The following is a 26,572-nucleotide window of genomic DNA, read 5'->3' as shown; positions in this document are numbered from 1 at the left end:
AATGATGGTTTCGCCTTCTTGAAGTCCCTGACGAATTTCAGCTTCAAAATCGCTACGCTGTCCTATTTCAACCGAACGAAGAGCAGCTTTGCCATCTTTAGCAACAAAAGTACACCAGGATTTGCCACAGCGAAAAAGGGAGCTCAGTGGTATCTTTAGCACATTTTTACCATCCCAAATCACAATTTGCACATCAACACGGTAAGCATCACCGAAGAAACGAGGCGTGTCAACAAAATCACCAATGATGTTAACGCGTTGTTCCTCAACTCCCAAAGCAGAAACTTTGGTGAATGCAGAAGGTTCCACCAGTCTTACTTTCGCCATGATTGGCTGAGCATCGGCTCCCCGTTCAATTAAAATGGTGTCTCCTGGCTGAATTTTCTCAGCATCTACTGAAAGCACGTCAATCACTAGTTCCAGCTTTGAGATATTGCCTATTTCTAACAAAGGAGTACCAGAGGTTACATATTGGGCGCTTTTTTGGAGTATCCGCAGCACTTGTCCGCGAACAGGTGAGCGAATGTCAGTGCGGGCGGCTTCATCTTTGAGTTTTGAGAGTTCTGCCTCCACGCTGGCAATACGGGCATCGTACACCTTAAGCAAGTAATCTGGATCGTTTTGCTGTTGTTGCAATACTGTCAAAGCTGCTCTCGCTACCTCAACTTCAGCAGTGGCAGATTTTGCTGCTAACCTTGCTGCTTCCAATTCTTTGGCTTTAGTAGTTTCATTTAACTCTGCAATTTCTCGGTCTTTGCGGGGAATGACCCCAGTCGCTTGCAGTTCTTGAGCACGTTGAGTATCCCGTCGCGCTTGTTCTAGTGCTGCCCGTGCTTGAGCTACCCTTGCCTCTGCCTGACGCTGGGCTGCAAGTGCTGTCTGGATGTGCCTTTGTGCCTGTACTAAGGTTGCCTGTTTGGGTCGCTGTGTGGCTACTCCTTCTCGCTGTGCCTGCCATTCTGCTAGTCTTCCCAAGGCTTCTTTTACTGTAGCATTGAGGGGAAGGGAGTCAATACGGGCAACTATGCTTCCTTGCTCAACTTTATCGCCTTCATCCAGTTCTATTCTGGTAAGGCGACCATCAACGGGTGCTGATACCACAAAGCGATCGCGCACGCGAGTTTTGCCTTCTGCATTGACTGTCACTTGTAGTTCACCACGAGTAACACGCCCGGTATCTACTGGAACGGGAGTAGGACGAAATGCCCAAACAATGAATGCAAAGGTGGCGAGGGCGAGCGCAAAATAGACCAATTGCTTTGGTGAGAGTTTGGGCAGACGCTTCTTCAATCCCTCAGTATCTGGTTTGCGGTCAGTTGGTTGTTTGGGCAATGGTAGTAGCTTCATATGTCCTTACTCCCTAGTTTTTAGGACAGCGATGAGATCGAGATGGGTGAGCTGACGGTGAACAATTAGCCCAGAGATAACAGCTGCGCTCGCCACCACAACAAACGCAAAGGCAAAAGTCGCTTTCGTCACAATTAAGGGGAAGCGATAAAGTTCCGAGTTGTAAGCAAAAGACATCAAAGCACAAAAACCAAACCCAAGGGCAAATCCCAGAGGAATTGCAGCCAGCGTCAAAACTGCCTGTTCGCCCAAGAGGATGACTGCAACCTCTGCTTGAGTGAAACCAAGCACGCGCAGTGTTGCCAGTTCCCGACTGCGTTCTGACAAAGCAATACGAGCGGCGTTATAGACGACTCCAAAGGCGATCGCACAAGCAAAAATTACCAAGACAGTAGTGAAAATACTGAGGGTGCCAGCGATGGTTTCTTGAAAGCGGGCGATCGCCATTTCCCGGACGGAGACACCTGTCACTGCTGGTGTCCGTTTTAAGAGTCCATACAACTTATCCATTTGCAACGAGTCAACAGCCAAATATGCACCGGAGATAGTTCCGCCTTCACGCATCAACCGATTCAATGCGCGGATATCCATGTACGCTGCAACACCAATCAGCTCATCTACCAACCCAGCCACAGCAACGGTACGGATAGGTCTAGCTCCCTCCAATACCTCCACCGTCAGTACATCCCCTGGTGTAACGCCAAGAATTTCCCCTAGTTTTGTCGTCAGCACAACCCCATTAGGTGGTAAAGAAACAGTATGCAGCATCCTGTCTACTAGACGGCGCAGTTCTCCTCCTGGTTCCAGCCCTGTCAGGGCAATTCGGTAGGTACGATGTTCAAAGCGCAACCTAGCTGGTACGGCACGGAATGGTTCGACTTGCAAAACACCAGGCAAATGGGTAACTTCATACTGCACGCGAGAAGGACGCGGCTCGTTAAAGACAATTGTCACATCTTCACGTTGGACATTGCGGAATTGCACATCAATCATGTGTTCCATAGCATCGACAAAATAGCGACCGACAACCAACATGGCAACGGCAAGAGCTATCCCGAGAGTAGACAAAAAAGCTTGCACTGGTTTCCGTTCCAGATTTCGCAATATCATTCGACCTATCGGTGAGAGCAAATGCTGAAATCCCAACTGTTCAATGATGGTAGGGCGAAAGCGGGCAGGTGGTTCGGGACGCATTGCTTCAGCTGGAGGTAGAGAAACCGCCTTTTGCACAGACATGAAAGCACCAATCACCGCAGCGCCACCACTAATCAAAATAGCCCCCATCACTTGAGCCATACCAAATTCATAGCGAAGTACTGGGAAGGAGAAAAACCGGGTATAGTTATGAGTGACCGCAACACCAAACCACAATCCCAAGGCAGTGCCAACAGCTGCACCAATGAAAACAATTGCCAGCACAAACTTTAGATAGTGCCAGCCTATACTCAAATTGTTGTAACCAAAAGCCTTCAATACGGCGATTTGGTCGCGTTGGGTAGCAATGAGGCGAGAAAGCAAGATATGCAGTAAAAATGCTGCGATCCCAAGAAAAATAGACGGTACTATCGTTGCAGTTCCTTGCAATTGGGTAATTTCTTCCGATAAAAAACGGTTAGAAAGCTGGTCTTTGCGTCCATAGGCACCAAATCCGCCATACCCTTCCAGAAGTCGATCGAGCCGGACGATAACATCTGCTTCTGTTGCCCCCCGCATCAGCGTCAGCGTGACATCATTAAACGCACCATCCATATTAAAGGCAGTTCCCAAAGCATTACGTCCCATCCAAAAAACACCGAAGCGCTGATTATCGGGGAAAATATCCCCCGTTCCTTGGATGGCGTAAATATACTCTGGCGAAAGCGCTATTCCTACAATCCGCAACTTTTGCCATCGTCCGTTAATAACTGCACCTACAGTATCACCTACATTTAGCCGATGCGCTTTGGCAAAATTTTCACCGATCAAGACTTCATCATCTCTATCTGGCTGGATGTAACGCCCTTGGCGGATAAAAAGGTCATTAAGCATTAGCATTTGCCGTTCTGGTATCGATATTAACCGTCCCGTAGCTGGTTCACTCCGTCCGGGAATATCAAGGCTGACATCTGCAACAACCCGCGTCTGCACTTGTGTGATTCCAGGAATGGCTCTAATTTGGAGTTGGAGGGATTCTGGGGCGCGTTTTAGTTGGGCAAAGACTTGGGCAAAATGATATTGCTCGTAATAAGTAGCCTGAGAAAGTTTGAGGGATTCGTAAGCACTCAGCATTGAAATAAAGCTAGCGATTCCACAGGCGACAACGAGGGCGATGGCAATCATTTGACCGCGCATATGCCAAAGGTCACGCAGCAGTTTTTTATCGAGAGCTTTCATCGCAATAGACCTCTCCGAAAAAGATGTAAGGGCGCAAGGCCGCCGCGCCCCTACCAAGACTTTCGGGTAACGCATAATTAATTCTTAGCTCTGTCTAATTATTAATTAGTAGCGGAATATGGCAGCCAATGATGCCTTATCAGGCATATTTACTGAATCTAAAGTATAAACTGAGCTACCATTTAAAAGAGCGTGAGTTGCAGCCAAATTTAATAAATCTTCATCACCAGGTTCAACACTGGTATGCAAATTCACAGTATTAGTATCCGGAGCAAAATTGCCCCACTGCTCCCACCCAAGAGTCATAAATAAGCAATCAACCTTTTGGTAATACGCTGCTGGCAAAATTTCTTTAATATCATTGGATGTTAGTCCTGTACCTGCTAATTCTCGATAGCGTTTAATGGCATCCTGTTGAGCTTGTTGAAACATTGGTTCCACAATTGCCTTGGCTTTAGCTTGCAATTCCTCCGCTTTCAATTCTTCTGGATTGCCTGTAATGCCTTCGTCTACCAAATAGGCGTAACGATTGACTTCTTTATAAATTGGTAAGAGATACTCAACTCCTGCTAACACTAAAGGTGCTTTTTGATCCTGCAATTGTTTCTGCAACCTATGAGCTATTAAATGAAAGAATTGCCTGATATCATCTTTGAAGTAACTCGTATCAACACCTTGTCCGTGAAAAACCCCTGCTCGGGCACCGGGGATTCCTGTCGAGGTAGCGCCACGAAACTGCCTCTGTCTTTCAGACTCGTAGTAACTGAAGACCTCTTCAATACTCTTGGGCACATTTTCTAACTCGATCTCGTTTACACTGTTAGAAGTGCATTGAAGTAATCTAACCTGCTTCTGACTCAAAGCTAGAACATAAAACTGTTCGTCGCTGATAAGTAAAGGCAATAGTGGCTTGATATGGAAGCGGTTACCAACGATCGCTAATTCTGGAAAATCAAGCGGTAGATGGTAGTAACGAAATATTTCTGTAGAGCCAAAGATTGCCAGTCCATGACTCTGATGCAGCCAAAAATGACGCTCGTCAAGTAGTTCTTGGGCAGGCTGTAGCAGTTTTAGAGCTTTAGAAAAACGCATCCCACTCTGAATCAATTTTTCCTCCGCCTCTCGCAGCAGATTCTTCAGCCGAATCGGCTCCTGTTGCATTTCTGGTTTTGCTTCCCGGAACGTCGGCATAAAAATCGAAACACACAGTTCTTGCGGTTGTTCTAACAATATCTTGATTTCATCAATGGATAATAAACTCATATGTCAACTCCGATTTAACGATTGAGAACGTTCAATCTTGAGAAAAATGCAATTTCACTTTCCGTCTTTTAATTTTGGAAGGATTTTGATGATGCTTAAGGTTTTATGGGATGCTGGATCTGTACTAACGTGCAAGGTGGGGTCTTCGCGGACAAAGGGGTGTAATACCTTTGACTCAACTTCCATTTATGAGTCATTCGCTACCAGCAGTTTGTGTCTTGCCAATATTTCACAGACTTTTGCGTCGCTTGTTTGTTCAAAATCTTCATACCAAATCCCAATGGCATGCAAAGCCTCTGGCATCACCACGCACACAACCTTGTCCACTTCCGCTTCAAGTTCGTCACAGGTGGAAGGAGGCGCAACTGGCACTGCTACTATCAATTCTTTAGGCAGTTGTTGTTTCAATGTGGCGATCGCCGCCCGGATGGTGGAACCAGTAGCAATACCGTCATCAACCAAAATTATAGTATGATTTTTTACTTCTATTAACGGACGATTACCGCGATAGACGCGATTACGGCGCTCCAATTCCTGCATTTCCATTGCTACCACCCGATCGATGGTTTGTTTTGGAATTCTCAACAAATGCACAACATTCTCATTGATAACACGGACTCCAGAAGTAGCAATTGCACCGATTGCGAGTTCTTTGTGTCCAGGAACACCTAGTTTTCTGACCAAGCAAACATCCAATGGCGCATTAAGTGCCTTTGCCACTTCAAATGCTACGGGAACGCCGCCACGGGGAAGCCCTAACACCAGAACATCTGGACGATTGGCATAGTCTGTCAACTTGGTAGCTAGTATTTTACCTGCTTCAGTACGATTGCGGAATCTTTTCAGCATATTTTTATTCCTCGCTTTTAAAATAGGTCACTCATTGAACTATCAGTTTTGAAGCGTTAGATAGCTGTAGCAATTAAAGGGGCGACTGAGACCACTTGCAACTGCGGCCAATCAGTTTCTTGAGGTGCAACAGTGTCGGTGACGAAAATTGCTTGCTCGCTGGAATGACTCAATTTAGCGCGTGCTTCCTTGACAAATTGCCAGCAAACAAAAGGAAATTATCTATACCTAAGACTTTGATTGAGTGAGTTGTTTCCAAGCCGTATCCCAAGCCGATTTGGCTCGACTGCCTGCACGAGAGATATTTTGCTGTTTGCGGCGTTGTTAAGTTGAAATGCAGTTTTAATTTGCCCAGGAGCAGCGTAATTAAATTCCTCTGCCCATATTTGGTGGATTTCCCTAGTTGACGGCTAGCGCCCACTTACTTACCAAACAGAATTCCTGTCAGGATTATCCGCCAGTTTGAGGTCAAGAATTGTTTGAGGTTCACCTTCTCTTTCTCCTTTTATATCTTAATTTTTAAGAAGATTTTTGAAAAGATTTTTATTATGTTGAGTTGTTGTAGAGCTATTTCATAAGGATGGTACAATTAACTCTACTTTAAGGATAGAAACAAAATATGAGGATATTGTGAGGAAGAATTTTGAACTCATCAAACGGTGTCTGGAATTAACTGGATAGGGCTTAGTCTTTGCTCGCATATCTCCTGAACATAAACTGAGACTGGTGCAGGCTTATAAAGACTCAGGTGAAGTTGTTGCAGTGACAGGAGACGGGGTGAATGATGTGTTTGAATAAGCCTTTTCCTACGTCAACTTAAAGAAACTGGGTTTTAACCTAAGGGCAAGATATAAAAAAACCGCAGAGGTACGAAAATTACCCCCCTTTCATCCCCCCAAGGCATCGGGGGGATGAAAGGGGGGTGTACCTCATGAGACTGAGAAAGGCTATATGTTTAGTATAGTAATCTTTAAAGTTTTTATAGGATGAGTCATGAAAATAAATAATTATGTGCCGAAATCAATTGCCTCACAAGTGTTAGAACTGCAAATGCAATCCTCGTCCGAACCCGGTTGGCAAGTGCAAGATCGCTTCCTTGAACTACGCTCTCGTTGGCTGACGTTGGTCGGCGAACATCTGCAAGACAATCGGGGACAGATTTTAGAATACTGGCGCATTGAAAAGGCAGACTCTGTGATTGTTCTGCCCATTCAAAGCGATCGCATTCTACTACCGCATCCGAGCTATCGTCCTGGTGTTGGACAGGTTACATTGGATTTTCCAGGTGGACGGGTTGCAGAAGGACAAAGTTCTACAGAAGCGGCGATCGCCACAGTACAGCGAGAGCTTGGAATTGATGCAGCAGCGATTCATCAATTGGCTCCCTTGAATGCTCAAGGATGGGCAATCAATAGTTCCTTCTCCAACCAAAAACTCTATAGCTTTGTGGTTCAGATTCAGAAGCACACAACATTACTACCTGAGTTTGTTGCAGCTACTTATTCCACAAACTCAACTGGAGTTTACCAATTGTTGCAGGAAGTTATTTGCTTACAATGTCGTGCTGTTTTATTGGAATGGTGGTTGAAACAGCATTAATTTGGCGATCGCGAAACCGCCTATGCAAAGAAAGCGCCCGATAACGGACGCTGTTCATTAAGCACTCATTAAAGACGTAAAATGAAAGCAGCAACCCAGATTAACTAGAAATTACAGGTGCTACAAGTGCGACTGGTTGTGCTTCACCGGAAGCCAGATCTAACGGGAAGTTATGAGCATTGCGTTCATGGATAACTTCAATTCCTAAGTTGGCAAGGTTCAGGATATCTGCCCAGGTGGGAACTACTCTTCCCTGGCTATCTAAAATCGAGCCGTTGAAGTTGAACCCATTCAGGTTGAATGACATGGTGCTAATACCCAGAGATGCAAACCAAATACCAATTACAGGCCAAGCTGCTAGAAAGAAATGGAGCGATCGCGAGTTGTTAAAAGAGGCATATTGGAAGATTAGACGATCAAAGTAGCTATGTGCAGCCACAATGTTGTAAGTCTCTTCTTCCTGTCCAAACTTGTAACCGTAGTTTTGTGACTCAGTTTCACTTGTTTCGCGAAGGAGAGAAGAGGTGACCAACGATCCATGCATCGCTGAAAATAAAGCACCACCAAAAACACCGATGACACCTAGCATATGAAATGGATGCATCAATACATTATGCTCAGCTGTAAACACAATCATAAAGTTGAATGTGCCAGAAATGCCCAGCATTAACCCATCAGAGAAGCTCCCTTGCCCGATTGGGTAGATTAACAGTACAGCCGTTGCTGCAGAAGCCGGAGCCGAGAATGCAACCGGAATCCAGGGACGCATTCCCAGACGATAGCTGAGTTCCCACTGACGACCCATGTAGGCATAAACCGCAATGAGAAAGTGGAAGACGATCGTTTGATAGGGACCACCATTGTAGAGGCATATTGGTGATGTTCTTGACTCTGCATCCGAGGAGCCATCTGAGGAAGATAGATTTCGTCTAGCATTTTTTGCTTGCTTCTTTGCAATAATTTAGCTCTGTGTTGGGTGCATGAAGGACGACACTACAAAAAATTGACTCCGTTTGTTGCTTGCCATCAAGAGATTTTGGACAACTTCCTGACAGAGTTTTGGAATTACTACCGAGAATTACTGGCTTATAAAGATTCTCCGAACCAAAAGAAAAAACTGGAGCAGAGCGTCAAAATTTTGAAAAATTTTCGGAACTGAAACTGGTTATAAGCAGTTAGATGAACGAAAACAGTTAACAGTAGCAAAAGTTTCTGAGTTACTTCTAGTATTAGAGTATCCTGAACATGGCAGCTTTGAGTGTAATTGTGTTGACAGCAGTATCAAATCCAACAGACCTTTCCGTGAGTGCTACATCATTATCAATTGTTTTAGGAATAGCCACAAAACTCCAGTTGCCAAGGCATGCGAGGTTGTGGAGAATGAAGAATTATTAACTATATTTACTTAGTTACTATTTAGTAATATAGTTAAATTAAAGGTTTGTGCATCAATATTATAAACGTTACCAATTTCTACTAAACATCGCCAACGCCAGTTTCAGCTCTATCGTCGGGGTCGATATGCAGAGTTTAATCTGGTATACGATAGGGGAACAGTTTTCGGTCTGTAAACCAATGACAGAACGGAATCCATACTGATGTCTCTACCACCTCTAGCTCGCTGGGAATACTGCTACGAGCCAGAACCAAGTACACCCGAAGCAAAGCTCACTGAAATCTTTCTCCAGCCTCAAGATTGGGTAAATAAGACTTTTGCCCAAAAATAACAACATTTTTCAGCAATGAGATATTTACTATGAACAGTCAACTGGATTGTCTTGCGTTCTTACAAGGCAATCCAACTGAATCGCGATCGCATTGCTGTTTTCAACTATGTGGCATAACTAGATACCGAAGAACCTAAATTTTTTGTATACTCACAAGTTTCTCACAGAAATATCGTACAAAGAATATGAGCTTAGTAGGATTTACTCCTGTCCGCTCAAAGATTACCGTAAGGTGTGCAGGAGAGTAAACTAGTTTTGCCAACTTAGCCCGCTTTTGTCATTTTGGGAGAATTCAATAGCTGAAAGGGTTACAGGGTTTTAGTTTCCACTTTTCGTCTATAAATTTTAGTTTCTGTTAGAAATAAAGCCTCAAATCTTGATTAAATCAAGGTTTCAGAAATTAGCATTGAAATTGAACAAATCAATCATATGGTCTTGTAGGAGGAAAACGCTATGGCAACCATCACAGGTTCTGAAAATACTGATTTACAGCTTTATGGAACTGCAAATAACGACACCATAATTGGCTATGGCAGTAGCGATCATCTGTTTGGGTTTGGAGGTAATGATACACTTTATGGTGATTACCAGCCAAATGATCCAAATGCGAGATTGTTGTTAGCTGGAAACGATAATTGACAGAGGAATTTTCTTCGCTAATGAGCTAATTGGCTTGATTTCAGACTCAACTAACGTGAACATTGCGCGAGACTTCATCACATTTAATATTTGAAGTTTGTGAGTACTAACTAAAATTCTCATTCAAGGAGGATAACTTATGTCATCAGTTAAAATGGCTATTATTGCCGTAGCAGCGTCATTTGGTTTATTAGGATTAGTGGGAGTTCTAACAAATCATCCTCTATTATTAAGTGTTGGTGCTGGCGGAGCTACAGTTACTTTAGCAGTGGCATCAAAAAGTTAAAATCTGGACAGTATTTGACATACCTCACCCTAGGGCAAACGCATTAAAATTCTAAAAGCCATGTATCATAAGAGTTTTAAGTTTTAGCAACAAAACTCAACAATGGCTGAAACCTTTGTCCAGTAAGCATTCTAAAAATAAGATGCGTTTGCCCTAGTAGTCCACCAAAGCAACTTTGCTAGGTAGTCCCTGTTATTGATAAGCTACTTAAAAATTAGGAAATAACATGGCAAAGAAGTACATTGTGGACTTAAGTGAGGATAAAGTTTCTCATCTGCAAACGCTAATAAAAAAAGGTAAGCGTAAGGTCACAACCAAGGTGTTGACCCTCGTGCGATTGCGATCGCCTTCAAGACCTTAGCTGAAAATAATCCAGATGTTGAACTAGAAATCGTGGCGTAGGTTAATCAAAAGTATGAAAAAAATTTTAATATTATCAGCTAATCCAAAAGATACAATTCAGATCCGTTTAGACGAGGAAGTGCGGGAAATTCAAGCTGCATTGGAACGTCCTAGCTCAAGAGCAAGAGAAGAATTTGAATTAATCACTAGGTGGGCAGTTCGGATTGATGATTTGCGTCGTACTTTATTAGATAAAGAGCCACAGATTGTACATTTTTCTGGTCACGCTACAAAAACTAATCATGTAGATTTTGAGAAGAATTATGGGCAGCATCAGCGAGATGTTCTCCATCGGAATTCTCAGCCAAGTGGCATAGTCTTAGAAGATAACTCTGGTCAAGTGCAACTAGTTAGTACAAACTCACTAGCAACCCTATTTGAGTTATGTAAAAACTCAATTGAATGTGTACTACTTAATGCTTGCTACTCTGAAGCTCAGGCTGAGGCAATTTATCAGCATATTGACTGTGTTATCGGTATGGAACGCGCTATTACAGATAAAGCTGCGATTAATTTCTCTGTAGCATTTTATGATGCTCTTAGTGCTGGAAGAAACTATAAAGATGCTTTTGAATTTGGTCGTAATAATATTGACCTCAATGGTATACCAGAGTTTTTAACTCCAAAAATAAAATTTAGAAATAATTCTAATACTTTAAAACAGTCTTCAAATCCAGATACAATTACCAAGCTTACTGCAACTGAACTGCTGAAAAATTTTCAAGTTAATCCAACAGCTACCCAAAATGTTTATCATAATAAAATAGCTACTATTAAAGGCTATATAAACCAATATTCAATTCATGATTGTATATATCCTCCATACAAGCTAGATGACCTACCACCCGTTCTTGGCGAACAAAAAATGAGTCAATGTATAACAATATATGGCGATGGAGAATATCGAAATTATTCTTTAATTAGCTATTTTCCCGCAGACAGGATAAAAGAATTAGAAGATATAAGTAGAAAAACTCTTTCTGGAAAAGGTCAATATATCACTGTTAAAGGTACATTAATTATCCCAAACCAAAGTAGCAGTAGCTTTTTTGGATATCTCTCCGATTTCTCTCTCGAAAGCAACTCAACTATAATGCTTACAGACAGCCAACTTATAGATGGCTAATGAATGATAGCGTGTGGAGTGCTCGCACTCCACCGTGTCTTCTAGCTTAGATTTTAGAGCTTGAGGTATTCATTCCAAATAAATTAATTTACGAACATCTTCAGCAGTAAGAGGTGCTAGCTCAAATTTCTTAACGTCTGCGCTGAAGTCTCATCTTGCCAATGAGTTCTCAGGTTTTCTGCTCTTTTGTGACAGTTAATAATTTTAACTACATCTTCTGGTCGAAGAGAGGTATCTCTAAGTAGTAACTCTAGCGCTCTATTAAGTCCCCCGGTATATTTAAGGACTGCAATTAAAGCTGCTAGCAAAACAACTACGATAAATGCAATTAGTGTCAATGGGGCCGTAACCAAAGGAATACCTTTTAGAAAAGAAATTAAAACATCCATTTCTTGATAAATCTACAAAAAATTGTTGCCAACTTTAGCAAAATTTGTTAACAACTATGAGTAAAGTAGTTTAGTTAGTTGTGGAGCAATCGCATTCCCATCAGCAGCGTGTGAAGCGTTCAGGAATCATAGGCGCTCATTACTATTTATTCACTTGATAGTGCAGATATATCTTGTGAATAATCTTGTTGCTTAGGCTGTTGTTTTTCATTTGAGCCTTGGTGGAATAAGAAATATATGACTAGCAAAAGCGCAATCAACCAGAACAAAATTGTATTTTTAGGCTTATCTGGGGATGAAGGTTTAGAGCCATTTGGATTTACTTTTTGGTATTGTGAATATCCGAAATGAGAGTCTGAATACAAATTTGAAGGCTTATTTTCAAGAGATATATAATCCTCTTGCTGATTATTTTTCTCATCAATCCACTTATAAGATTTAATCTGACGTTCCTTGATATCAGTTTCATTAATTTTTGCAATTTCATTCTCAATTTCCTCTATCCTACTTTCAAGCCGTAACTTGTAGTTTCTGAGCGAGATATCTTCTAAAGAGTAATTTTTGCTAGGAGTGTAATTATTTGACAGTGAATATTTACTTGAGTTGATTTGTTCATTAATTTTTGCAATTTCATTCTTGAGTTCTTCTATCTTCTTTTCAAACGATAGCTTTCTTAACAAATTGTTGTCTAATTTATATTTCATACTTCTCTCCTTCACACACTAACGAGAGATTACTACCTTTATAATACTGAAATTGGCTATAGATAGAGAACTATTGTAATGAAATGAAAAAAGATATTGTGTAACCGTTCAGGGGGGTAAAAGTGCGATCGCCACAGTACAGCGAGAGCTTGGAATTGATGCAGCAGCGATTCATCAATTGGCTCCCTTGAATGCTCAAGGATGGGCAATCAATAGTTCCTTCTCCAACCAAAAACTCTATAGCTTTGTGGTTCAGATTCAGAAGCACACAACATTACTACCTGAGTTTGTTGCAGCTACTTATTCCACAAACTCAACTGGAGTTTACCAATTGTTGCAGGAAGTTATTTGCTTACAATGTCGTGCTGTTTTATTGGAATGGTGGTTGAAACAGCATTAATTTGGCGATCGCGAAACCGCCTATGCAAAGAAAGCGCCCGATAACGGACGCTGTTCATTAAGCACTCATTAAAGACGTAAAATGAAAGCAGCAACCCAGATTAACTAGAAATTACAGGTGCTACAAGTGCGACTGGTTGTGCTTCACCGGAAGCCAGATCTAACGGGAAGTTATGAGCATTGCGTTCATGGATAACTTCAATTCCTAAGTTGGCAAGGTTCAGGATATCTGCCCAGGTGGGAACTACTCTTCCCTGGCTATCTAAAATCGAGCCGTTGAAGTTGAACCCATTCAGGTTGAATGACATGGTGCTAATACCCAGAGATGCAAACCAAATACCAATTACAGGCCAAGCTGCTAGAAAGAAATGGAGCGATCGCGAGTTGTTAAAAGAGGCATATTGGAAGATTAGACGATCAAAGTAGCTATGTGCAGCCACAATGTTGTAAGTCTCTTCTTCCTGTCCAAACTTGTAACCGTAGTTTTGTGACTCAGTTTCACTTGTTTCGCGAAGGAGAGAAGAGGTGACCAACGATCCATGCATCGCTGAAAATAAAGCACCACCAAAAACACCGATGACACCTAGCATATGAAATGGATGCATCAATACATTATGCTCAGCTGTAAACACAATCATAAAGTTGAATGTGCCAGAAATGCCCAGCATTAACCCATCAGAGAAGCTCCCTTGCCCGATTGGATAGATTAACAGTACAGCCGTTGCCGCAGAAGCCGGAGCCGAGAATGCAACCGGAATCCAAGGACGCATTCCCAGACGATAACTGAGTTCCCACTGGCGACCCATGTAGGCATAAACCGCAATGAGAAAGTGGAAGACGATGGTTTGATAAGGACCACCATTGTAGAGCCATTCATCCAGAGAAGCTGCTTCCCAGATCGGGTAAAAGTGTAGTCCGATCGCATTGGATGTCGGCACAACGGTGGCTGTAATGATGTTATTGCCATAGAGCAAAGAGCCGCTGACGGGTTCGCGAATACCGTCAATATCAACCGGAGGTGCGGCAATAAATGCCAGGATAAAGACGATTGCTGCTACCAATGCTGTTGGAATCAGCAATACTCCAAACCAACCCACATACAGCCGATTCTCAATGCTAGTAATCCAATTGCAGAATTGCTCCCAAAAATTGCCGCGACTGCGGCGTTCCAAGATTGTTGTCATGGTTTAATCCGTATGAATTGAGTAAGAATGCATGGAAGATGTCGGCAAGTTTTACTTGCTCTATCACTTATAACTCAATAACTATATGGTTGTCAACAGTAAATAGTTGATGTGTATCCCAAGCACCTGTCAGCCCACTCTCTCACACTCCCTTCTGCCCGTGGTTGGTAAACTGGCTCCTTAGTCCACTAGCTCTTTTCATGCTACTCAAAATGCCATCACGCTTATTGCCCTTACGGGCAATGGCTAAGTTAACTTCTTTTCAAACAAAACCTCTATTAACAACAATCGATATAACCGTTGAAGAACTATTGAGACGGTACATAGCAGGAGAGCGATCGTTTGAAAGAGTGAACTTATGCGAGGTTGATTTGCATAACGCTCACCTACACGGTGTGAACCTCAATCAGGCAGATTTGCGGCAAACCCGCACTGCATCAAGTGCCTAGGCTTCACACATAAGGGTTGCACAAATTTGCACAACCCAAGACAAAGCATTTGATAGATGGAAGTTAGCGCTGATAAAATCTAACTTGTAGGTGGGCTGCTACCGCCATTGCGATCGCGCAAATATTCCCAAATTTGTCGAATTTCGGTTCGGAATTCTTGGCGATCGCGCTCTGCCTGTTCCCGAAAAGCTTGGCGCTCAATTGCTGCTTGCTGTCGATCCTGGGCTGCTTGCTCTGCCAAATTGTTGATATTGCGGTTGGTCTGTTCGCTTAGATTTCTGAGATTTTCGCTTAATTCCTGGATATTTGCTACCAGTACATCGATGGTGGCATCATGTTCTACAACTTTTTCGCCAACGTTGGCAAACAGAGTTTCTAGGCGGCTAAGTCGTTCCTCAATGCTTGGTGATTGTCCTGTGTTGGTCATACTGCTACTGCCTCAATTTCTCACATTCCTAGGCTACGGTTTTCGCTGTCTGCCCAGTCCTGGAGCTTGGCAGCAAGCGTTTGGCCGCTAGATTTTGCCTTAGCTTTGGAATTATACGTCTGCAAATCGTCAGCACTTCATTGCGATCGCTATTGTCATTTTTGCCAAAATAATCGAGCCAGCGATCAAACATAGAACACAAAGCTAAGGGATCAATGTTATATTCCCAGTTGTCATCGTAGGGACGGCCCACTCTCTCACCCTCCCTTCTGCCCGTGGTTGGTAAACTGACTCCTTAGTCCACTAGCTCTTTTCATGCTACTCAAAATGCCATCATGCTTATTGCCCTCACGAGCTCACAAGCTCATAAAGGCTAACGACTGCAACAAGAACGAATAATTGAGTTAAACTACTATATAGTTATTAAACTTTTACGATTTCCCCCAGCCCAATGCCTAAATCTGCTAAACCATCAGTTCCGATCGCTGTCCTCGCAGCTGTTGCAGATTATTTCAAAATTCTCTCGGAGACGAGTCGATTGCAAATTCTGCAATGCCTTCGGTCAGGACCGATGAATGTCATGGAGCTATGTGAAGAGACAGGATTGGGACAGGCGAATCTTTCTAAACATCTTAAAGTGATGACGCAAGCAGGAATTCTTTCCCGTCAGGCAAAGGGAACTAGTGCTTATTATGAAATTGCCGACCCCCTGGTATTCGAGTTTTGTGAATTAGCTTGTGGTCAAATTGGCGATCGCCTACGGCAACAGGCAGAAACTTTTCTGCAAGCCGCTGCCCTTCAATCAAATGGTAGTGCTTCAAAGAAAAGTACTAAACTACAGAAAACTAGAACAGAAGAGCAAGCATCCAGTTCTCAACGCTAGAAACTGGGTGAGTTTTGGCAAGATGCGCTCGCTTTTCCTCACAAGTTCCTCAAATTCTTCTTCTATAAGTGAATTACAGAATAATATTTACCTTGAATGGGCAATGGCTAAGTTAACTTCTTTTCAAACAAAACCTCTATTAACAACAATCGATATAACCGTTGAAGAACTATTGAGACGGTACATAGCAGGAGAGCGATCGTTTGAAAGAGTGAACTTATGCGAGGTTGATTTGCATAACGCTCGCCTACACGGTGTGGACCTCAACCAGGCAGATTTGCGGCAAGCACGCTTGGGCAAAACGGACTTCAGCCAAGCCAGTTTCCGAAGGACAGACTTGAGCGAGGCAATCCTCTGGGGAACAGATTTGAGTGAAGCAGATTTGTACGAAGCCATTCTGCGAGAGGCAGATTTAAGCGGTGCTAAATTGAGCCATGCCAATCTAGAGCGATCGAACTTGAGTAAAGCTATTTTGGGTGGTGCAAACTTAGTTCATGCCAGATTAGCAGATGCCAATTTGTTTGAAGCAGATTTGCGTCCTACGTCGGATCGAATTACGGATCTGGGTCATGCGATTTTAAGCAATGCAGACCTGTGCTACGCCAATTTAAGTGGCGCGGTTTTATATCGAGCCAATCTGGATGGTGCAAAACTCTGCCGTGCCCATTTGAATCGAACGCTACAACAGGGAATGAAACCAACCGATCTGAGTGAAGCCAGCTTACAAGGAGCCGACTTGAGTTATGCCGATCTCACAGGAGCAATTTTACGCAAAGCAAATTTGAGAGATGCCGATTTAACAGGTGCTGTGTTGACAGATGTTGATTTGACTGGAGTTACTATGCCAGATGGTTCGGTTTATACAATCTGAAAACACACGCTGAAAATACTATGGTAATACAGTTAGGGATTGTTAATAGAATATATTTTTACCTCGATCGCAGTTTTGTAGAAGTCTAAATAATTTTAGAATCTATTTTTGCCAAATTGGGATGCTCCCGCCTCTTCCAAATTTTAAGTTTTAAAAAGTACAGTTTTTCCTCACAATTTCCCCAAATTTTTTGACTAAACTTCAAAATGTCGAGATTGAAATATTTGCTGATTTTGTAAATTGAAAGAGGATAATATAATGGCAACACCAGAATTACCAAGCTTACGAGAAGGTGACAGTGGAGACTCTGTTCGCTTCCTTGAACAGTTGCTAGCTTCAATCTTTTGGTTCAGTCAACAACCGGGACGACCATCTCTTATCTCTACTAATGTAAAGTTTGATGCCAAGTATGATAGCCAATGCAAACAAATAATAACTGAATTTCAACAGAATTATAACGCCATTTTTCCTTTTCCATCGCCTGACATAAAAGTAGATGGAATAACTGGTCCTGAAACGTGGAAAGCTTTGGGTGATGCTATCTTCAAATACACTTACTAAATCGCTCTCAGAGCCAAATTTGCTAATGTCATACCATTTCACTAAAAGAATGATACAAATCAATAAAGTAGAGACGCTTCAAACAGCGCGTCTTTAGAGAAGTTAAATGTAGCGTGATTAAAGTGAAACGGTATAAAGACGCTCAAACAGAGCGTTTCTACAGACCTGAATTTGTCAGAGGGATATCCAAGAAATAAATTATCTAATCTTGTGGTACGGGCGTCCCGCCCGTACCAATTCAAATTTAGAAATGTGTAACTTTTTGGGAGAGGAGATCGCATCATTTTCTGCTAATTTTGATTTCGTATCTAAATCAAATTTTTCTCCAGAATCAAGTCTGTCGTTCTACCAGTACTTGTGTTGCAATTAATTTTGGGACACGGATTGTCCGAAAGCCCCAATGCGTGATATAAAGCTATACTAAATTGCGTCAATTTGACCAAAGCTTTTCCCGAAAGGACTAAAACCAACGATTTACTGAACCTTGTTAAGATATAAAAAGTCTAATTTTTTTAATTACTATTTAGTTATATAGTTTTTATAGTCAGCCGGCTGGCAAAACTGTGTCTGGAAAGTCAATGCACTGCGCGTTGCCTACAGAGCACTGCTTAACACTGCCACCACTTGAAATTGAGGGATTTGATATGAGTCAAGATTTAGCTCAACGCCTGCGAGAGGGAACTAAGCACTCCCACACCGCCGCTGAAAACACTGCGTTTATGAAGTGCTTCTTGAAAGGTATTGTAGAGCGGGAACCCTTCCGCAAGTTGCTGGCAAACTTGTATTTGGTCTACAGTACGTTGGAAACCGAGCTTGAACGCCACCGCGCTCGTCCTGAGATCGCCCCTATTGTGTTTCCCGAGCTATATCGTACTGCCAATCTAGAGCGAGACCTGGCGTTTTATTACGGCGACAATTGGCGCGAACAAATTGCTCCTTTACCTGCAGGGCTGGTTTACGTCGATCGCATCCGCGACGTGGCTAACACCAATCCCATTCTCCTGATCGCTCACGCCTATACTCGTTACATGGGCGATCTTTCAGGCGGACAGGCATTGAAAAATATTGTTCGCTCTGCCTTGAATTTACCTGCCGATCGGGGAACCGCGCTGCACGAGTTTGAGCAACTACCAACTATTGAAGCCAAGCGAACGTTCAAAGAGAAATTCCGGGCTGCACTGAACTCACTCCCCCTGAGCGAGACAGAAATTCAACGCATTGTGGATGAAGCCAATTATGCCTTTCATCTCAATCGGGATGTGGTGCATGAATTAGAAGCCGATGTAAAAGCCTTAATTGGGGAGCATGTATTTGACCTGCTCACTCGTCAGGAAATTCCCGGTGCAACAGAGAGACCTCCACATGGTTCTGCAAAAGAGCCTGCTATTGAATACAGCATTTAGACAGGAGAAAACTCACTCATGCAACACTTGCTGCCTACCGTTCAATTTGACGCTCAACTGCTCCAACAATACGACCAGCCTGTACCACGCTACACCAGCTATCCCCCTGCAACTGAGTTCAAATCAGAGTTTGAAACTGTTGCTTTTAGAGCCGCGATCGCTGTTAGCAATTACAAAAAAACGCCACTGTCACTCTACTGCCATATTCCGTTTTGCGACAGTGCTTGTTACTTCTGTGGTTGCAACACAGTGGTCGCACAGCGCAAACAAATTGCTGAACCGTATCTGGATTATTTGATGCGGCATATTCAGCAAATGGCTCAACTGATTGATGGCGATCGCATTGTTCACCAAATGCACTGGGGTGGAGGTACGCCAAACTATCTTTCTTTCAGTCAAATTGAAACACTGTGGGCAGCGATTCACCAACACTTTCGTTTCGATTCAAACGCTGAAATTTCAATTGAAGTCAATCCCAAATCATTAGATCGAAGTTATCTAACCTTGTTGAAGAACTTGGGTTTTAACCGGATCAGTTTTGGCATTCAAGACTTTGATTTAAAGGTACAGGAAGCGGTGAACCGGGTGCAGCCAGAATCCATGTTGTTTGATGTGATGCAGTGGAGTCGGGATGTAGGGTTTGAGAGCGTGAATGTAGATCTAATTTATGGACTTCCATTTCAAACGCTAGAGACATTCCGCACCACGATTTGCAAAACGATCCAACTCAATCCCGATCGCATTGCCGCGTTCAACTTTGCCTACGTGCCGTGGCTCAAACCCATACAGCGTCGCATTCCTCAAGATGCTCTACCCTCGGCAGATGAAAAACTCAAAATTCTACAAATGGCGATCGAGGAGTTGACTCAACACGGGTATCAGTACATTGGCATGGATCACTTTGCCAAACCGAATGATGAACTGTCTGTTGCCCAAAGAGAAGGACAACTGCACCGCAACTTCCAGGGATATACTACCAAGCCGGAATCTGATTTGATTGGTTTTGGCGTGACTTCCATCAGTATGTTGAACGATGTGTATGTGCAGAATCACAAACGCCTGAAAGACTTTTATCGAGCGATCGATGCAGAAGAATTACCGATTGAACGAGGTGTGACTCTGAATCAAGATGATATCATTCGCCGCACGGTAATTATGGAATTGATGTGTCAGTTTCAACTTTCACCGGAAGACATTGAAGAAAAATATCACCTCGGCTTTGATTTGGATTTTGAAACGTATTTTGCACGCGAAAAATTCCAACTGCGCCAACTAGAAGCAGATGGATTAATTCGGCTTTCCCCCAATTACATTAAAGTGACTCCTACCGGACGCTTGCTGATTCGCAATATTGCATCCGTGTTTGACGCTTATCTCAAGCAGAATACACCCTCTAGTTTTTCAAGAGCCATTTGAGCAGGAAGGTAAAGAATGCGTATCTTGATGATTCAACCGAATTACCATTCGGGGGGAGCAGAAATTGCGGGGAATTGGCCCCCCAGTTGGGTTCCTTATGTTGGTGGAGCTTTAAAGACAGCAGGTTTTAACGAGGTGTACTTCGTTGATGCCATGACCAACTACATCGCTGATGCAGAGCTAGCAGAAATCATTCGCACGTATCAACCGAATGTTGTGCTGGCAACGGCAATTACACCTATGATCTATCAGTCTCAACACACGTTGAAATTGGTAAAAGAGGTCTGCCCAGAAGCAAAAACAGTGATGGGAGGTGTTCATCCAACCTATATGTATCGGGAGGTGTTAAATGAAGCACCGTGGATAGATTATATCATTCGGGGAGAAGGGGAAGAGATTACGGTTAATTTGCTGCGGGCGATCGCCACTGGCACCGATGCAAGAGATCGTCGCGAAATATTAGGAATTGCTTTCCTGGAAGAGGGCAAAATTGTCGCGACACCTGCTCACCCACCGATCAAAGATCTGAACACGCTCACCCCCGATTGGACGCTACTAAATTGGAGCAAATACATCTACACTCCCTTGAATACGCGCGTTGCTGTGCCCAACTATTCACGTGGTTGTCCGTTTCGTTGTCGTTTCTGTTCGCAATGGAAGTTTTGGCGCAAGTATCGATCGCGATCGCCCAAAAACTTTGTGGATGAAATTGAACGGTTGGTGAAGGAGCATCAGGTTGGATTTTTCATCTTGGCAGATGAGGAACCGACGATTAACAAATCGCGATTCGTGGCACTATGCAATGAGTTGATCGATCGCAATCTAAATGTGCATTGGGGCATCAACACCCGTGTTACCGACATTCTACGGGATGAAAAGGAATTACCGCTGTATCGTAAAGCCGGATTGGTGCATGTTTCTTTGGGAACGGAAGCCGCCGCTCAACTGAATCTCAATTTATTTCGTAAAGAAACAACGATCGCGGATAACAAAAGAGCCGTTCAACTCCTGCGCGAGAATGGCATTCTGGCAGAAGTGCAGTTCATCATGGGCTTGCCCAGTGAAAATCCCGAAACCATTGAAGAAACCTATCAAATGGCACGGGACTGGAAAGCCGATATGACCAACTGGAATATGTACACGCCCTGGCCCTTCTCCGAGCTGTTTCAGGATTTAGCCGATAAAGTTGAGATTCGAGATTATTCTCACTACAACTTTGTTACGCCGATCGTTAAACCCGATAACATGACGCGGGAAGAAGTGCTAAAAGGCGTTTTGCGAAACTATGCCCGCTTCTATTCTTGGAAGTTCCTGGAATACTGGTTGGAACCCGATCCGTTTAAACGACGCTACTTGCTGGGCTGTCTCTGGGCATTTGTCAAAACCACGCTTAACAAACGCTTTTACAACTTGAAGCGAGTGAAGCAGAAAGGACTACACACCGAAATTGAGTTTGGCTTTGATGAATCCAAAATTCTCACAGCCGAACAAATGGCGCAACTGAAGCACGATCGTCCTGCCGATATCGATTTTGTGGGCACAATTTCCGCCTGTGGGGCACCAAATGACTTGTCGGAGTGCGATGCGAGCCCGCCTCCAATCCAATCGCATTCCCATGAGGTGATTCAGGTAGCGGTGATTGAGGCAGAGGAACAAACGCGTATTAATTTACGGATGAATTTACGCGCTCAAGAGGGCATTGAAGTCGCTAGCGAAGCTACTAATGCTGAAACGGGTTTAGTGCTGTTGGAATCGATTGATGTGGATGTTGCTGTCGTCGATGGCACCCTCCCTGATATGGATCTGGTTAAGTTCATTCGCACAGCACGGAAAGTTCAGGCAAATTCCTATGTCACCTCTTCCAGAATTCTAGTGCTGGTTACGCCGGAACAGCGATCGCTTCTCTCAGATGTCATTGCCGCAGGAGCTGATGCCTTCTGCCTCAGGAATGCTCCTATTGAGCAAATAACGGAGGCGGTGCGAGCAACGTATCGTAATGGAACATACCAAGACCCCGCGATCGCAAGTCTCCTGGAGTCAGTTGTGACTGCCTGGTAGTGAGAGAGTGGGAGGGCGAGAGGGTGAGAGGGTAAGCGATTTACTTCTCTCTCACTCTCCTATGCTCTCACCTACCCCACTCTCTTATCATCCCCTTTATCTGTGTGGTTGAGGATTTTTAATGACTGCAAGTAACGTGTTAACAGACTCCAAACGCAAAATCCCTCTCAACTGGGTAACTGTATTTCTCTTCGGTAGTGTACTAGCGGTAGCAGCAGGGTAAATAGCTTAAGTATTAGTACTGCTTGATGCTTTGCTGGCGAATCCACACTGGCTATAGTAAAAAGCTGATAATGCAAATTTTCAAGGGATTTGCGAAATTTTTAAGCCAGGGTAGTATCGGTGGATTCAAAATCAAGGTTTTGCCAATGATACAGTCTCATCCATTTGATAGTACGACTTAGACCATTGTGGCTATCTAGTTAAATGGTGGTCGCTCTCGATCTGGCAAACAGAGTGCAAGGCGATCGCACCCTTATCAGTAGCACCTTAAATTTCACGATTAGTAACCAGCTTCTCATATTGTCAGTTGCGCCAGTTGTATCATTTAGGACGTACCTCTAACTCGGTCATTATATATGTCAATAACATTTTTTATATCGAACTCAGGCTGGCATAATACCTCGTTCATAACTATCGCTCGACTTGAATCTGAGTTAAGCGAAACGTTCCTCTACTAGGATCGCCCAAGTATTCTGCTGTAGCAGAAATGACATCATTCTGTGTGAAAGGAGTTTGTTCGCAAATTGTAAATGCTTGAACCGTTTGTCCAACTTCAGCAAACGTACCGCCTTGAATAGGTTGAATCATCAGGACTTCTACTTCCAAATTCCACTTATCGCTAAACTGCGGGGAGCGATCGATTTTGAGCACTCTGCCACGGATTTTGCTTTGATTAGGAGCTGCCATCATATTTTGAACTCCTGCTTTCATCGTCTGGGGTCGATTGTTAATATGACTGAGACTAGATGTAGTTAGAGGATAGGCAAAACTGTTAATCGCGATCGTTAAAGATGAGAGAATTATCAAACTTGGAAATAAAATCAATCCCTTCATAAAAGATTATCCTCATCAAAACGAAAATGGGATTGGAGGAAGCTTGCAGCATAAGGCTCACACCAATTCCATCTTCATAGATTTAACCAATCCTATAAGCTTAGTTTCACCTAACGAATAGAGCTTCTTAGGAGCACGATCGTCAATTATTCGTTAGTTGCTCAAGCGGTTGAGGTACTGGAAATGTTTCAGCAGTAGTTCCAGCGAGTTCCATAAGTCGATCGAGGGGGAGGGGAACTGGTGTCTCACTCCCGCAATCAGTGCGTTCTCCCAAAGCTTTAGGAATCGGTAGTCCTCTTACAGATTCAGACAATGAAAGCTTAGTCATTGGTTCCGGAACGGGTAAATCTTGCATAGTTAAGCACCTCTGCTAAAGGTTAAGAAGCACAAAGGAAGACAGACGTGAAAAGTTTGTGAACTCACCTACTACAACAAGTATATTGTATAGAGATAGGTATTATCGATGTAAGCGTGAATCTGACGACCATTTGCATTTGCATTACAACAAGCAGTAAAGATATTTGTTACACCATCTGCAGAACCATCTTTGATGCGCCTCCAGCCCACAGTTTCGATGTTAACCCATGCCCATTGACTAGTGTAATTTACGAAAGTAGCTAACACTTTCTTGTTGTATATCCAAATTTTTTCATCAACATCACGAAAATCGACTTCCACGTCAGCAGTAATGTTGTCACCCGCACGTTGAATACTCGTAATTTTGATTTTGGAATCTGCACCACTGTAAGCCTTACTGCTTGGGACAGTATCTACCAGAAACGACTTGTTATTACCGTAGGGAAATGGATCGTTGGCATCACCCCGATTTGCATTCTTATTTAAATCCTGCTTACCATCAGCTTGCTCAATATCCACTAGGTAATGGGTTTCGTCAGTGTTGTTAGTCTTGGTCTCATCAACGTGTTCAATAATGAGACCTTCGCCCGGAAGCTGACTATCAAAGCCTATTTTTTTGCGGTTTGATAGCAGAAAATATTCTTTACTATCAGTTGTACCAATAGGCAATTTATAGATCTGCCCATCATTAGTCGCGTAAGGTTTGAGGGTTATAGTTTGTTTAGCATTAAAAATTACTATTGGAGTTACCCAACCCAGCTTATTTTTACAATATGCTGTTGGATGAGCAGGTGTATCGCCCAATTTGCCATTCCAGCTACCAGCCGCCATCAAATCCCAAGAGCCAGTACCTTCTGAAGAGTAATCAGTATCGTAAAGGTCAGGCATCCCAAAAACATGCATAAGTTCGTGGCAAAATACTCCAATCCGTCCATCTTCTGGTTCGATTGAGTAAGTCCTAACGATAACACCATCAACAGTTTTTGGATTAATCTCCCATTGATGCGACCAGATATGGTTTTTATTGCCAGTAGCTTCAGCTCCTGGACCGGCATGAATAATGAATAGAGCATCTACAACACCATCACCATCATTGTCATAATCTTTAAAATTAACGTAAGGTGCAGCGAGATCGACAATATCTTCAACTAACTTTTGAGTATTTCTAGGGTAAGTATCTACGCCATAGTTATTATTAGTATAGTAAGTATAGGGATTTGGAGCGCGATACCAGCCCTTTGTAGACCCCTGTCCGCTAATTTCACCCGTTAAAATTAGCTTGCCATAGGAGGCTTCTTTAAAGAAGTCTTGCATGCTGCCAGTGGAGTAAGTACCACTGGAGAATAGCATATCTTTATAATATTGTTGGGTTTGCTTAGCTTGGTTATCAGAAAAGTCAACCAGCAATACTAGCGCTCGACGAGTTCCCGTAACTGGAGCTATGATAGACCGAGCATTGTGGGTGCGCCTGCGACGACTCGTGATGAAGGTAAGGGTTTGTAAATCGAGAATATCAATTGTTTCTTTTTGAGGCAACTCCCGACCTTCGCTTAAATGCTGTTTGGTTTTTAAGATTTTTTCCTTCAAGACTGGAGAAGGAGGAATTAAACGCGGTGAATCTTGAAAAACCATATTTTTTCTCCTGATTTTTATGCAAAAATTACAATAAATTATTGAGTTGTTATCACCTTGAAGAGATGAGCGAGCGTGTCTTTCCTATTTCAATAAAAAGGAAATAGAAAGGAACAATTTGTTTCTGTTTTCTGTTCTTTTGAGACAATTGCGCTCGAATCGTTATGAACTCAAGTGGCTCACTGGAATTTTACTTCCTGTTTAATTCTTGTTGCAATCATCTCTTTTTTAAGCTCCTACCAGCGATCGCTATACATAGGAATTAGCAAGCTAAATTCTGAAACTGAATTCTCTAATGGAAGCCAGGATTTTTGCTTGTTCTTATATTTAGTGTAGCATATAGGATATGACTAGATTAATAATAAACTCTATCAAGACTATTTCTAATTCTGGGTTTGAGCTTTCGATTGATTTATCTCTATATATTCCTTCAAATAAATTTTGGTGACAATACGATGATCCGCGTATAGGATTGAACATATAGATTGTCTACTTATTGAGGATTAGTTCAAATCTTGCCTCACCAGTTCTTTGACCTTCTTTCGATGCGGCTACCATCATTGATTCGTTCGCTACATTTAGCTAAAAAAAGCAAAGGTTAGCTAAAAAACGATAAAAAACTATATAAGTAGGTTGGTATCTCTTGGCTGAATTTCTGGTTATTCTTATTTGTCTGCATCAGGTAAAGATGCAGTAAATTCAGGATACAGCGATCGCATTCTGGGAAATTCGCACGCTCGCAACTCAAAGAACTCCTTTGCTGTGATAGCATACTTTCCTTTCAACACTATGACGGAGTGAGAAGTTGTATATTTTAACCTTCAATTAGGTAGCTGTGATAAGTTTCGTTTAACTCTGCAATTTCTCGGTCTTTGCGGGGAATGACCCCAGATGCTTGTAGTTCTTGGGCACGTTGACTATCCCGTTGCGCTTGTTCTAGTGCTGCTCGTGCTTGAGCTACCCTTGCCTCTGCCTGATGGTGGGCTGCAAGCGCTGCTTGGATGCGCTTTCGTGCCTGTTTTAAGGTTGCTTGTTTGGGTCGCTGTATTGCAACTCCTTCTCGCTGTGCTTGCCATTCTGCTAATCTTCCTAAAGCTGGTTCTTTCGTATATAGCGTGCTAAATTTTCATGAAAATTTATAATTATGCTTTATTTGCAAGACTTACAGACAC

The 26,572-nt window shown here is 42.9% G+C and carries 23 protein-coding genes and 6 pseudogenes; 14 read left to right on the top strand and 15 right to left on the bottom strand.

Annotated elements, in window-relative coordinates:
- Window positions 1-291: 291 nt before the first annotated feature.
- The 4 genes and pseudogenes from F7734_RS14845 to F7734_RS14830 form a co-directional block, all read right to left on the bottom strand.
- Window positions 292-1,347: pseudogene (locus F7734_RS14845) on the bottom strand (HlyD family efflux transporter periplasmic adaptor subunit); the annotation flags it as partial.
- Between the two features lie 6 nt (window positions 1,348-1,353).
- Complete coding sequence (locus tag F7734_RS14840) at window positions 1,354-3,720, bottom strand: ABC transporter permease (protein WP_155745434.1); 2,367 nt, start codon at window positions 3,718-3,720, stop codon at window positions 1,354-1,356.
- A gap of 105 nt (window positions 3,721-3,825) precedes the next feature.
- A complete protein-coding gene (locus tag F7734_RS14835) occupies window positions 3,826-4,983 on the bottom strand; it encodes a hypothetical protein (RefSeq protein ID WP_155745433.1) in 1,158 nt (385 codons plus the stop codon).
- A gap of 186 nt (window positions 4,984-5,169) precedes the next feature.
- The gene (locus F7734_RS14830) at window positions 5,170-5,832 is read right to left on the bottom strand and encodes a phosphoribosyltransferase (RefSeq protein ID WP_155745432.1); all 663 of its coding nucleotides are present in this window, start codon (window positions 5,830-5,832) and stop codon (window positions 5,170-5,172) included.
- 993 nt (window positions 5,833-6,825) lie between these two features.
- Here F7734_RS14830 and F7734_RS14820 point away from each other — a divergent pair.
- The gene (locus F7734_RS14820) at window positions 6,826-7,431 is read left to right on the top strand and encodes an NUDIX domain-containing protein (RefSeq protein WP_243146890.1); all 606 of its coding nucleotides are present in this window, start codon (window positions 6,826-6,828) and stop codon (window positions 7,429-7,431) included.
- Between the two features lie 100 nt (window positions 7,432-7,531).
- Here F7734_RS14820 and F7734_RS14815 read toward each other — a convergent pair.
- Together F7734_RS14815 and F7734_RS14810 are read right to left on the bottom strand one after the other, a co-directional pair.
- Window positions 7,532-8,299 (bottom strand): annotated as a pseudogene (locus F7734_RS14815) (Photosystem Q(B) protein 1); the annotation flags it as partial.
- A 394-nt stretch (window positions 8,300-8,693) separates the two neighbouring features.
- Window positions 8,694-8,813 (bottom strand): annotated as a pseudogene (locus F7734_RS14810) (6-phosphofructokinase); the annotation flags it as partial.
- 102 nt (window positions 8,814-8,915) lie between these two features.
- Here F7734_RS14810 and F7734_RS14805 point away from each other — a divergent pair.
- From F7734_RS14805 to F7734_RS14790, 5 genes and pseudogenes are all read left to right on the top strand, one after another.
- Window positions 8,916-9,158: pseudogene (locus tag F7734_RS14805) on the top strand (coproporphyrinogen III oxidase); the annotation flags it as partial.
- 453 nt (window positions 9,159-9,611) lie between these two features.
- Complete coding sequence (locus tag F7734_RS14800) at window positions 9,612-9,797, top strand: hypothetical protein (protein WP_155745431.1); 186 nt, start codon at window positions 9,612-9,614, stop codon at window positions 9,795-9,797.
- A gap of 139 nt (window positions 9,798-9,936) precedes the next feature.
- Window positions 9,937-10,083, top strand: coding sequence for a hypothetical protein (locus F7734_RS14795; RefSeq protein ID WP_155745430.1), 147 nt, complete (start codon window positions 9,937-9,939; stop codon window positions 10,081-10,083).
- 226 nt (window positions 10,084-10,309) lie between these two features.
- Window positions 10,310-10,444: a hypothetical protein gene (locus tag F7734_RS65285; protein WP_279239718.1), complete on the top strand. Its 135-nt coding sequence runs from the start codon at window positions 10,310-10,312 to the stop codon at window positions 10,442-10,444.
- 54 nt (window positions 10,445-10,498) lie between these two features.
- Window positions 10,499-11,611 (top strand): CHAT domain-containing protein, encoded by a 1,113-nt coding sequence (locus F7734_RS14790; RefSeq protein WP_155745429.1) that lies wholly within the window; start codon window positions 10,499-10,501, stop codon window positions 11,609-11,611.
- A gap of 116 nt (window positions 11,612-11,727) precedes the next feature.
- Here the strand turns inward: F7734_RS14790 and F7734_RS14785 are convergent, their stop codons facing one another.
- Window positions 11,728-11,949: a hypothetical protein gene (locus F7734_RS14785; RefSeq protein ID WP_155745428.1), complete on the bottom strand. Its 222-nt coding sequence runs from the start codon at window positions 11,947-11,949 to the stop codon at window positions 11,728-11,730.
- 197 nt (window positions 11,950-12,146) lie between these two features.
- Window positions 12,147-12,704 (bottom strand): hypothetical protein, encoded by a 558-nt coding sequence (locus F7734_RS14780; protein ID WP_155745427.1) that lies wholly within the window; start codon window positions 12,702-12,704, stop codon window positions 12,147-12,149.
- A 178-nt stretch (window positions 12,705-12,882) separates the two neighbouring features.
- Here F7734_RS14780 and F7734_RS14775 point away from each other — a divergent pair, with 178 nt between their 5' ends.
- Window positions 12,883-13,104, top strand: coding sequence for a hypothetical protein (locus F7734_RS14775; RefSeq protein ID WP_155745426.1), 222 nt, complete (start codon window positions 12,883-12,885; stop codon window positions 13,102-13,104).
- 100 nt (window positions 13,105-13,204) lie between these two features.
- On the opposite strand, the gene psbA is transcribed toward F7734_RS14775, so the two are convergent.
- Complete coding sequence (gene psbA / locus F7734_RS14770) at window positions 13,205-14,287, bottom strand: photosystem II q(b) protein (RefSeq protein WP_155745425.1); 1,083 nt, start codon at window positions 14,285-14,287, stop codon at window positions 13,205-13,207.
- Window positions 14,288-14,499: 212 nt separating this feature from the next.
- On the opposite strand from psbA, the gene F7734_RS14765 reads away from it, so the two are divergent.
- A complete protein-coding gene (locus tag F7734_RS14765) occupies window positions 14,500-14,736 on the top strand; it encodes a pentapeptide repeat-containing protein (protein ID WP_243146889.1) in 237 nt (78 codons plus the stop codon).
- Between the two features lie 79 nt (window positions 14,737-14,815).
- Here F7734_RS14765 and F7734_RS14760 read toward each other — a convergent pair whose 3' ends face one another.
- Together F7734_RS14760 and F7734_RS14755 are read right to left on the bottom strand one after the other, a co-directional pair.
- Window positions 14,816-15,163, bottom strand: a complete 348-nt coding sequence (locus F7734_RS14760; RefSeq protein WP_155745423.1) for a hypothetical protein — start codon at window positions 15,161-15,163, stop codon at window positions 14,816-14,818.
- A gap of 28 nt (window positions 15,164-15,191) precedes the next feature.
- The gene (locus F7734_RS14755) at window positions 15,192-15,416 is read right to left on the bottom strand and encodes a hypothetical protein (protein WP_155745422.1); all 225 of its coding nucleotides are present in this window, start codon (window positions 15,414-15,416) and stop codon (window positions 15,192-15,194) included.
- 198 nt (window positions 15,417-15,614) lie between these two features.
- Between F7734_RS14755 and F7734_RS14750 the strand changes: the two are divergent.
- The 6 genes and pseudogenes from F7734_RS14750 to bchE all read left to right on the top strand — a co-directional run.
- Window positions 15,615-15,941, top strand: a pseudogene (locus F7734_RS14750) (metalloregulator ArsR/SmtB family transcription factor); the annotation flags it as partial.
- A 208-nt stretch (window positions 15,942-16,149) separates the two neighbouring features.
- Window positions 16,150-16,917 carry a pentapeptide repeat-containing protein gene (locus F7734_RS14745; RefSeq protein ID WP_155745420.1) on the top strand — a complete coding sequence of 256 codons (768 nt, stop codon included), beginning with the start codon at window positions 16,150-16,152 and terminating at the stop codon, window positions 16,915-16,917.
- 258 nt (window positions 16,918-17,175) lie between these two features.
- Window positions 17,176-17,478, top strand: a complete 303-nt coding sequence (locus F7734_RS14740) for a peptidoglycan-binding domain-containing protein (RefSeq protein ID WP_155745419.1) — start codon at window positions 17,176-17,178, stop codon at window positions 17,476-17,478.
- A 644-nt stretch (window positions 17,479-18,122) separates the two neighbouring features.
- A complete protein-coding gene (locus tag F7734_RS14735) occupies window positions 18,123-18,881 on the top strand; it encodes a heme oxygenase (biliverdin-producing) (RefSeq protein WP_155745418.1) in 759 nt (252 codons plus the stop codon).
- Window positions 18,882-18,899: 18 nt separating this feature from the next.
- Window positions 18,900-20,297 carry an oxygen-independent coproporphyrinogen III oxidase gene (gene hemN, locus F7734_RS14730; RefSeq protein ID WP_155745417.1) on the top strand — a complete coding sequence of 466 codons (1,398 nt, stop codon included), beginning with the start codon at window positions 18,900-18,902 and terminating at the stop codon, window positions 20,295-20,297.
- Window positions 20,298-20,312: 15 nt separating this feature from the next.
- Window positions 20,313-21,881, top strand: a pseudogene (gene bchE, locus F7734_RS14725) (magnesium-protoporphyrin IX monomethyl ester anaerobic oxidative cyclase); the annotation flags it as partial.
- A gap of 1,107 nt (window positions 21,882-22,988) precedes the next feature.
- Here the strand turns inward: bchE and F7734_RS14720 are convergent.
- The 4 genes from F7734_RS14720 to F7734_RS65280 all read right to left on the bottom strand — a co-directional run bounded on the left by F7734_RS14720 (window position 22,989) and on the right by F7734_RS65280 (window position 26,188).
- Window positions 22,989-23,411, bottom strand: coding sequence for a hypothetical protein (locus F7734_RS14720; protein ID WP_155745415.1), 423 nt, complete (start codon window positions 23,409-23,411; stop codon window positions 22,989-22,991).
- 142 nt (window positions 23,412-23,553) lie between these two features.
- On the bottom strand, window positions 23,554-23,766 hold the full coding sequence (locus F7734_RS14715; RefSeq protein WP_155745414.1) for a hypothetical protein: 213 nt from the start codon (window positions 23,764-23,766) through the stop codon (window positions 23,554-23,556).
- Window positions 23,767-23,837: 71 nt separating this feature from the next.
- Complete coding sequence (locus tag F7734_RS14710; RefSeq protein WP_155745413.1) at window positions 23,838-25,400, bottom strand: M6 family metalloprotease domain-containing protein; 1,563 nt, start codon at window positions 25,398-25,400, stop codon at window positions 23,838-23,840.
- 665 nt (window positions 25,401-26,065) lie between these two features.
- Complete coding sequence (locus tag F7734_RS65280) at window positions 26,066-26,188, bottom strand: hypothetical protein (protein WP_279239717.1); 123 nt, start codon at window positions 26,186-26,188, stop codon at window positions 26,066-26,068.
- Between the last annotated feature and the right edge of the window lie 384 nt (window positions 26,189-26,572).

The sequence above is a fragment of the Scytonema sp. UIC 10036 genome (assembly GCF_009725235.1).
This window is presented reverse-complemented; position numbering and strand designations above follow the sequence as displayed.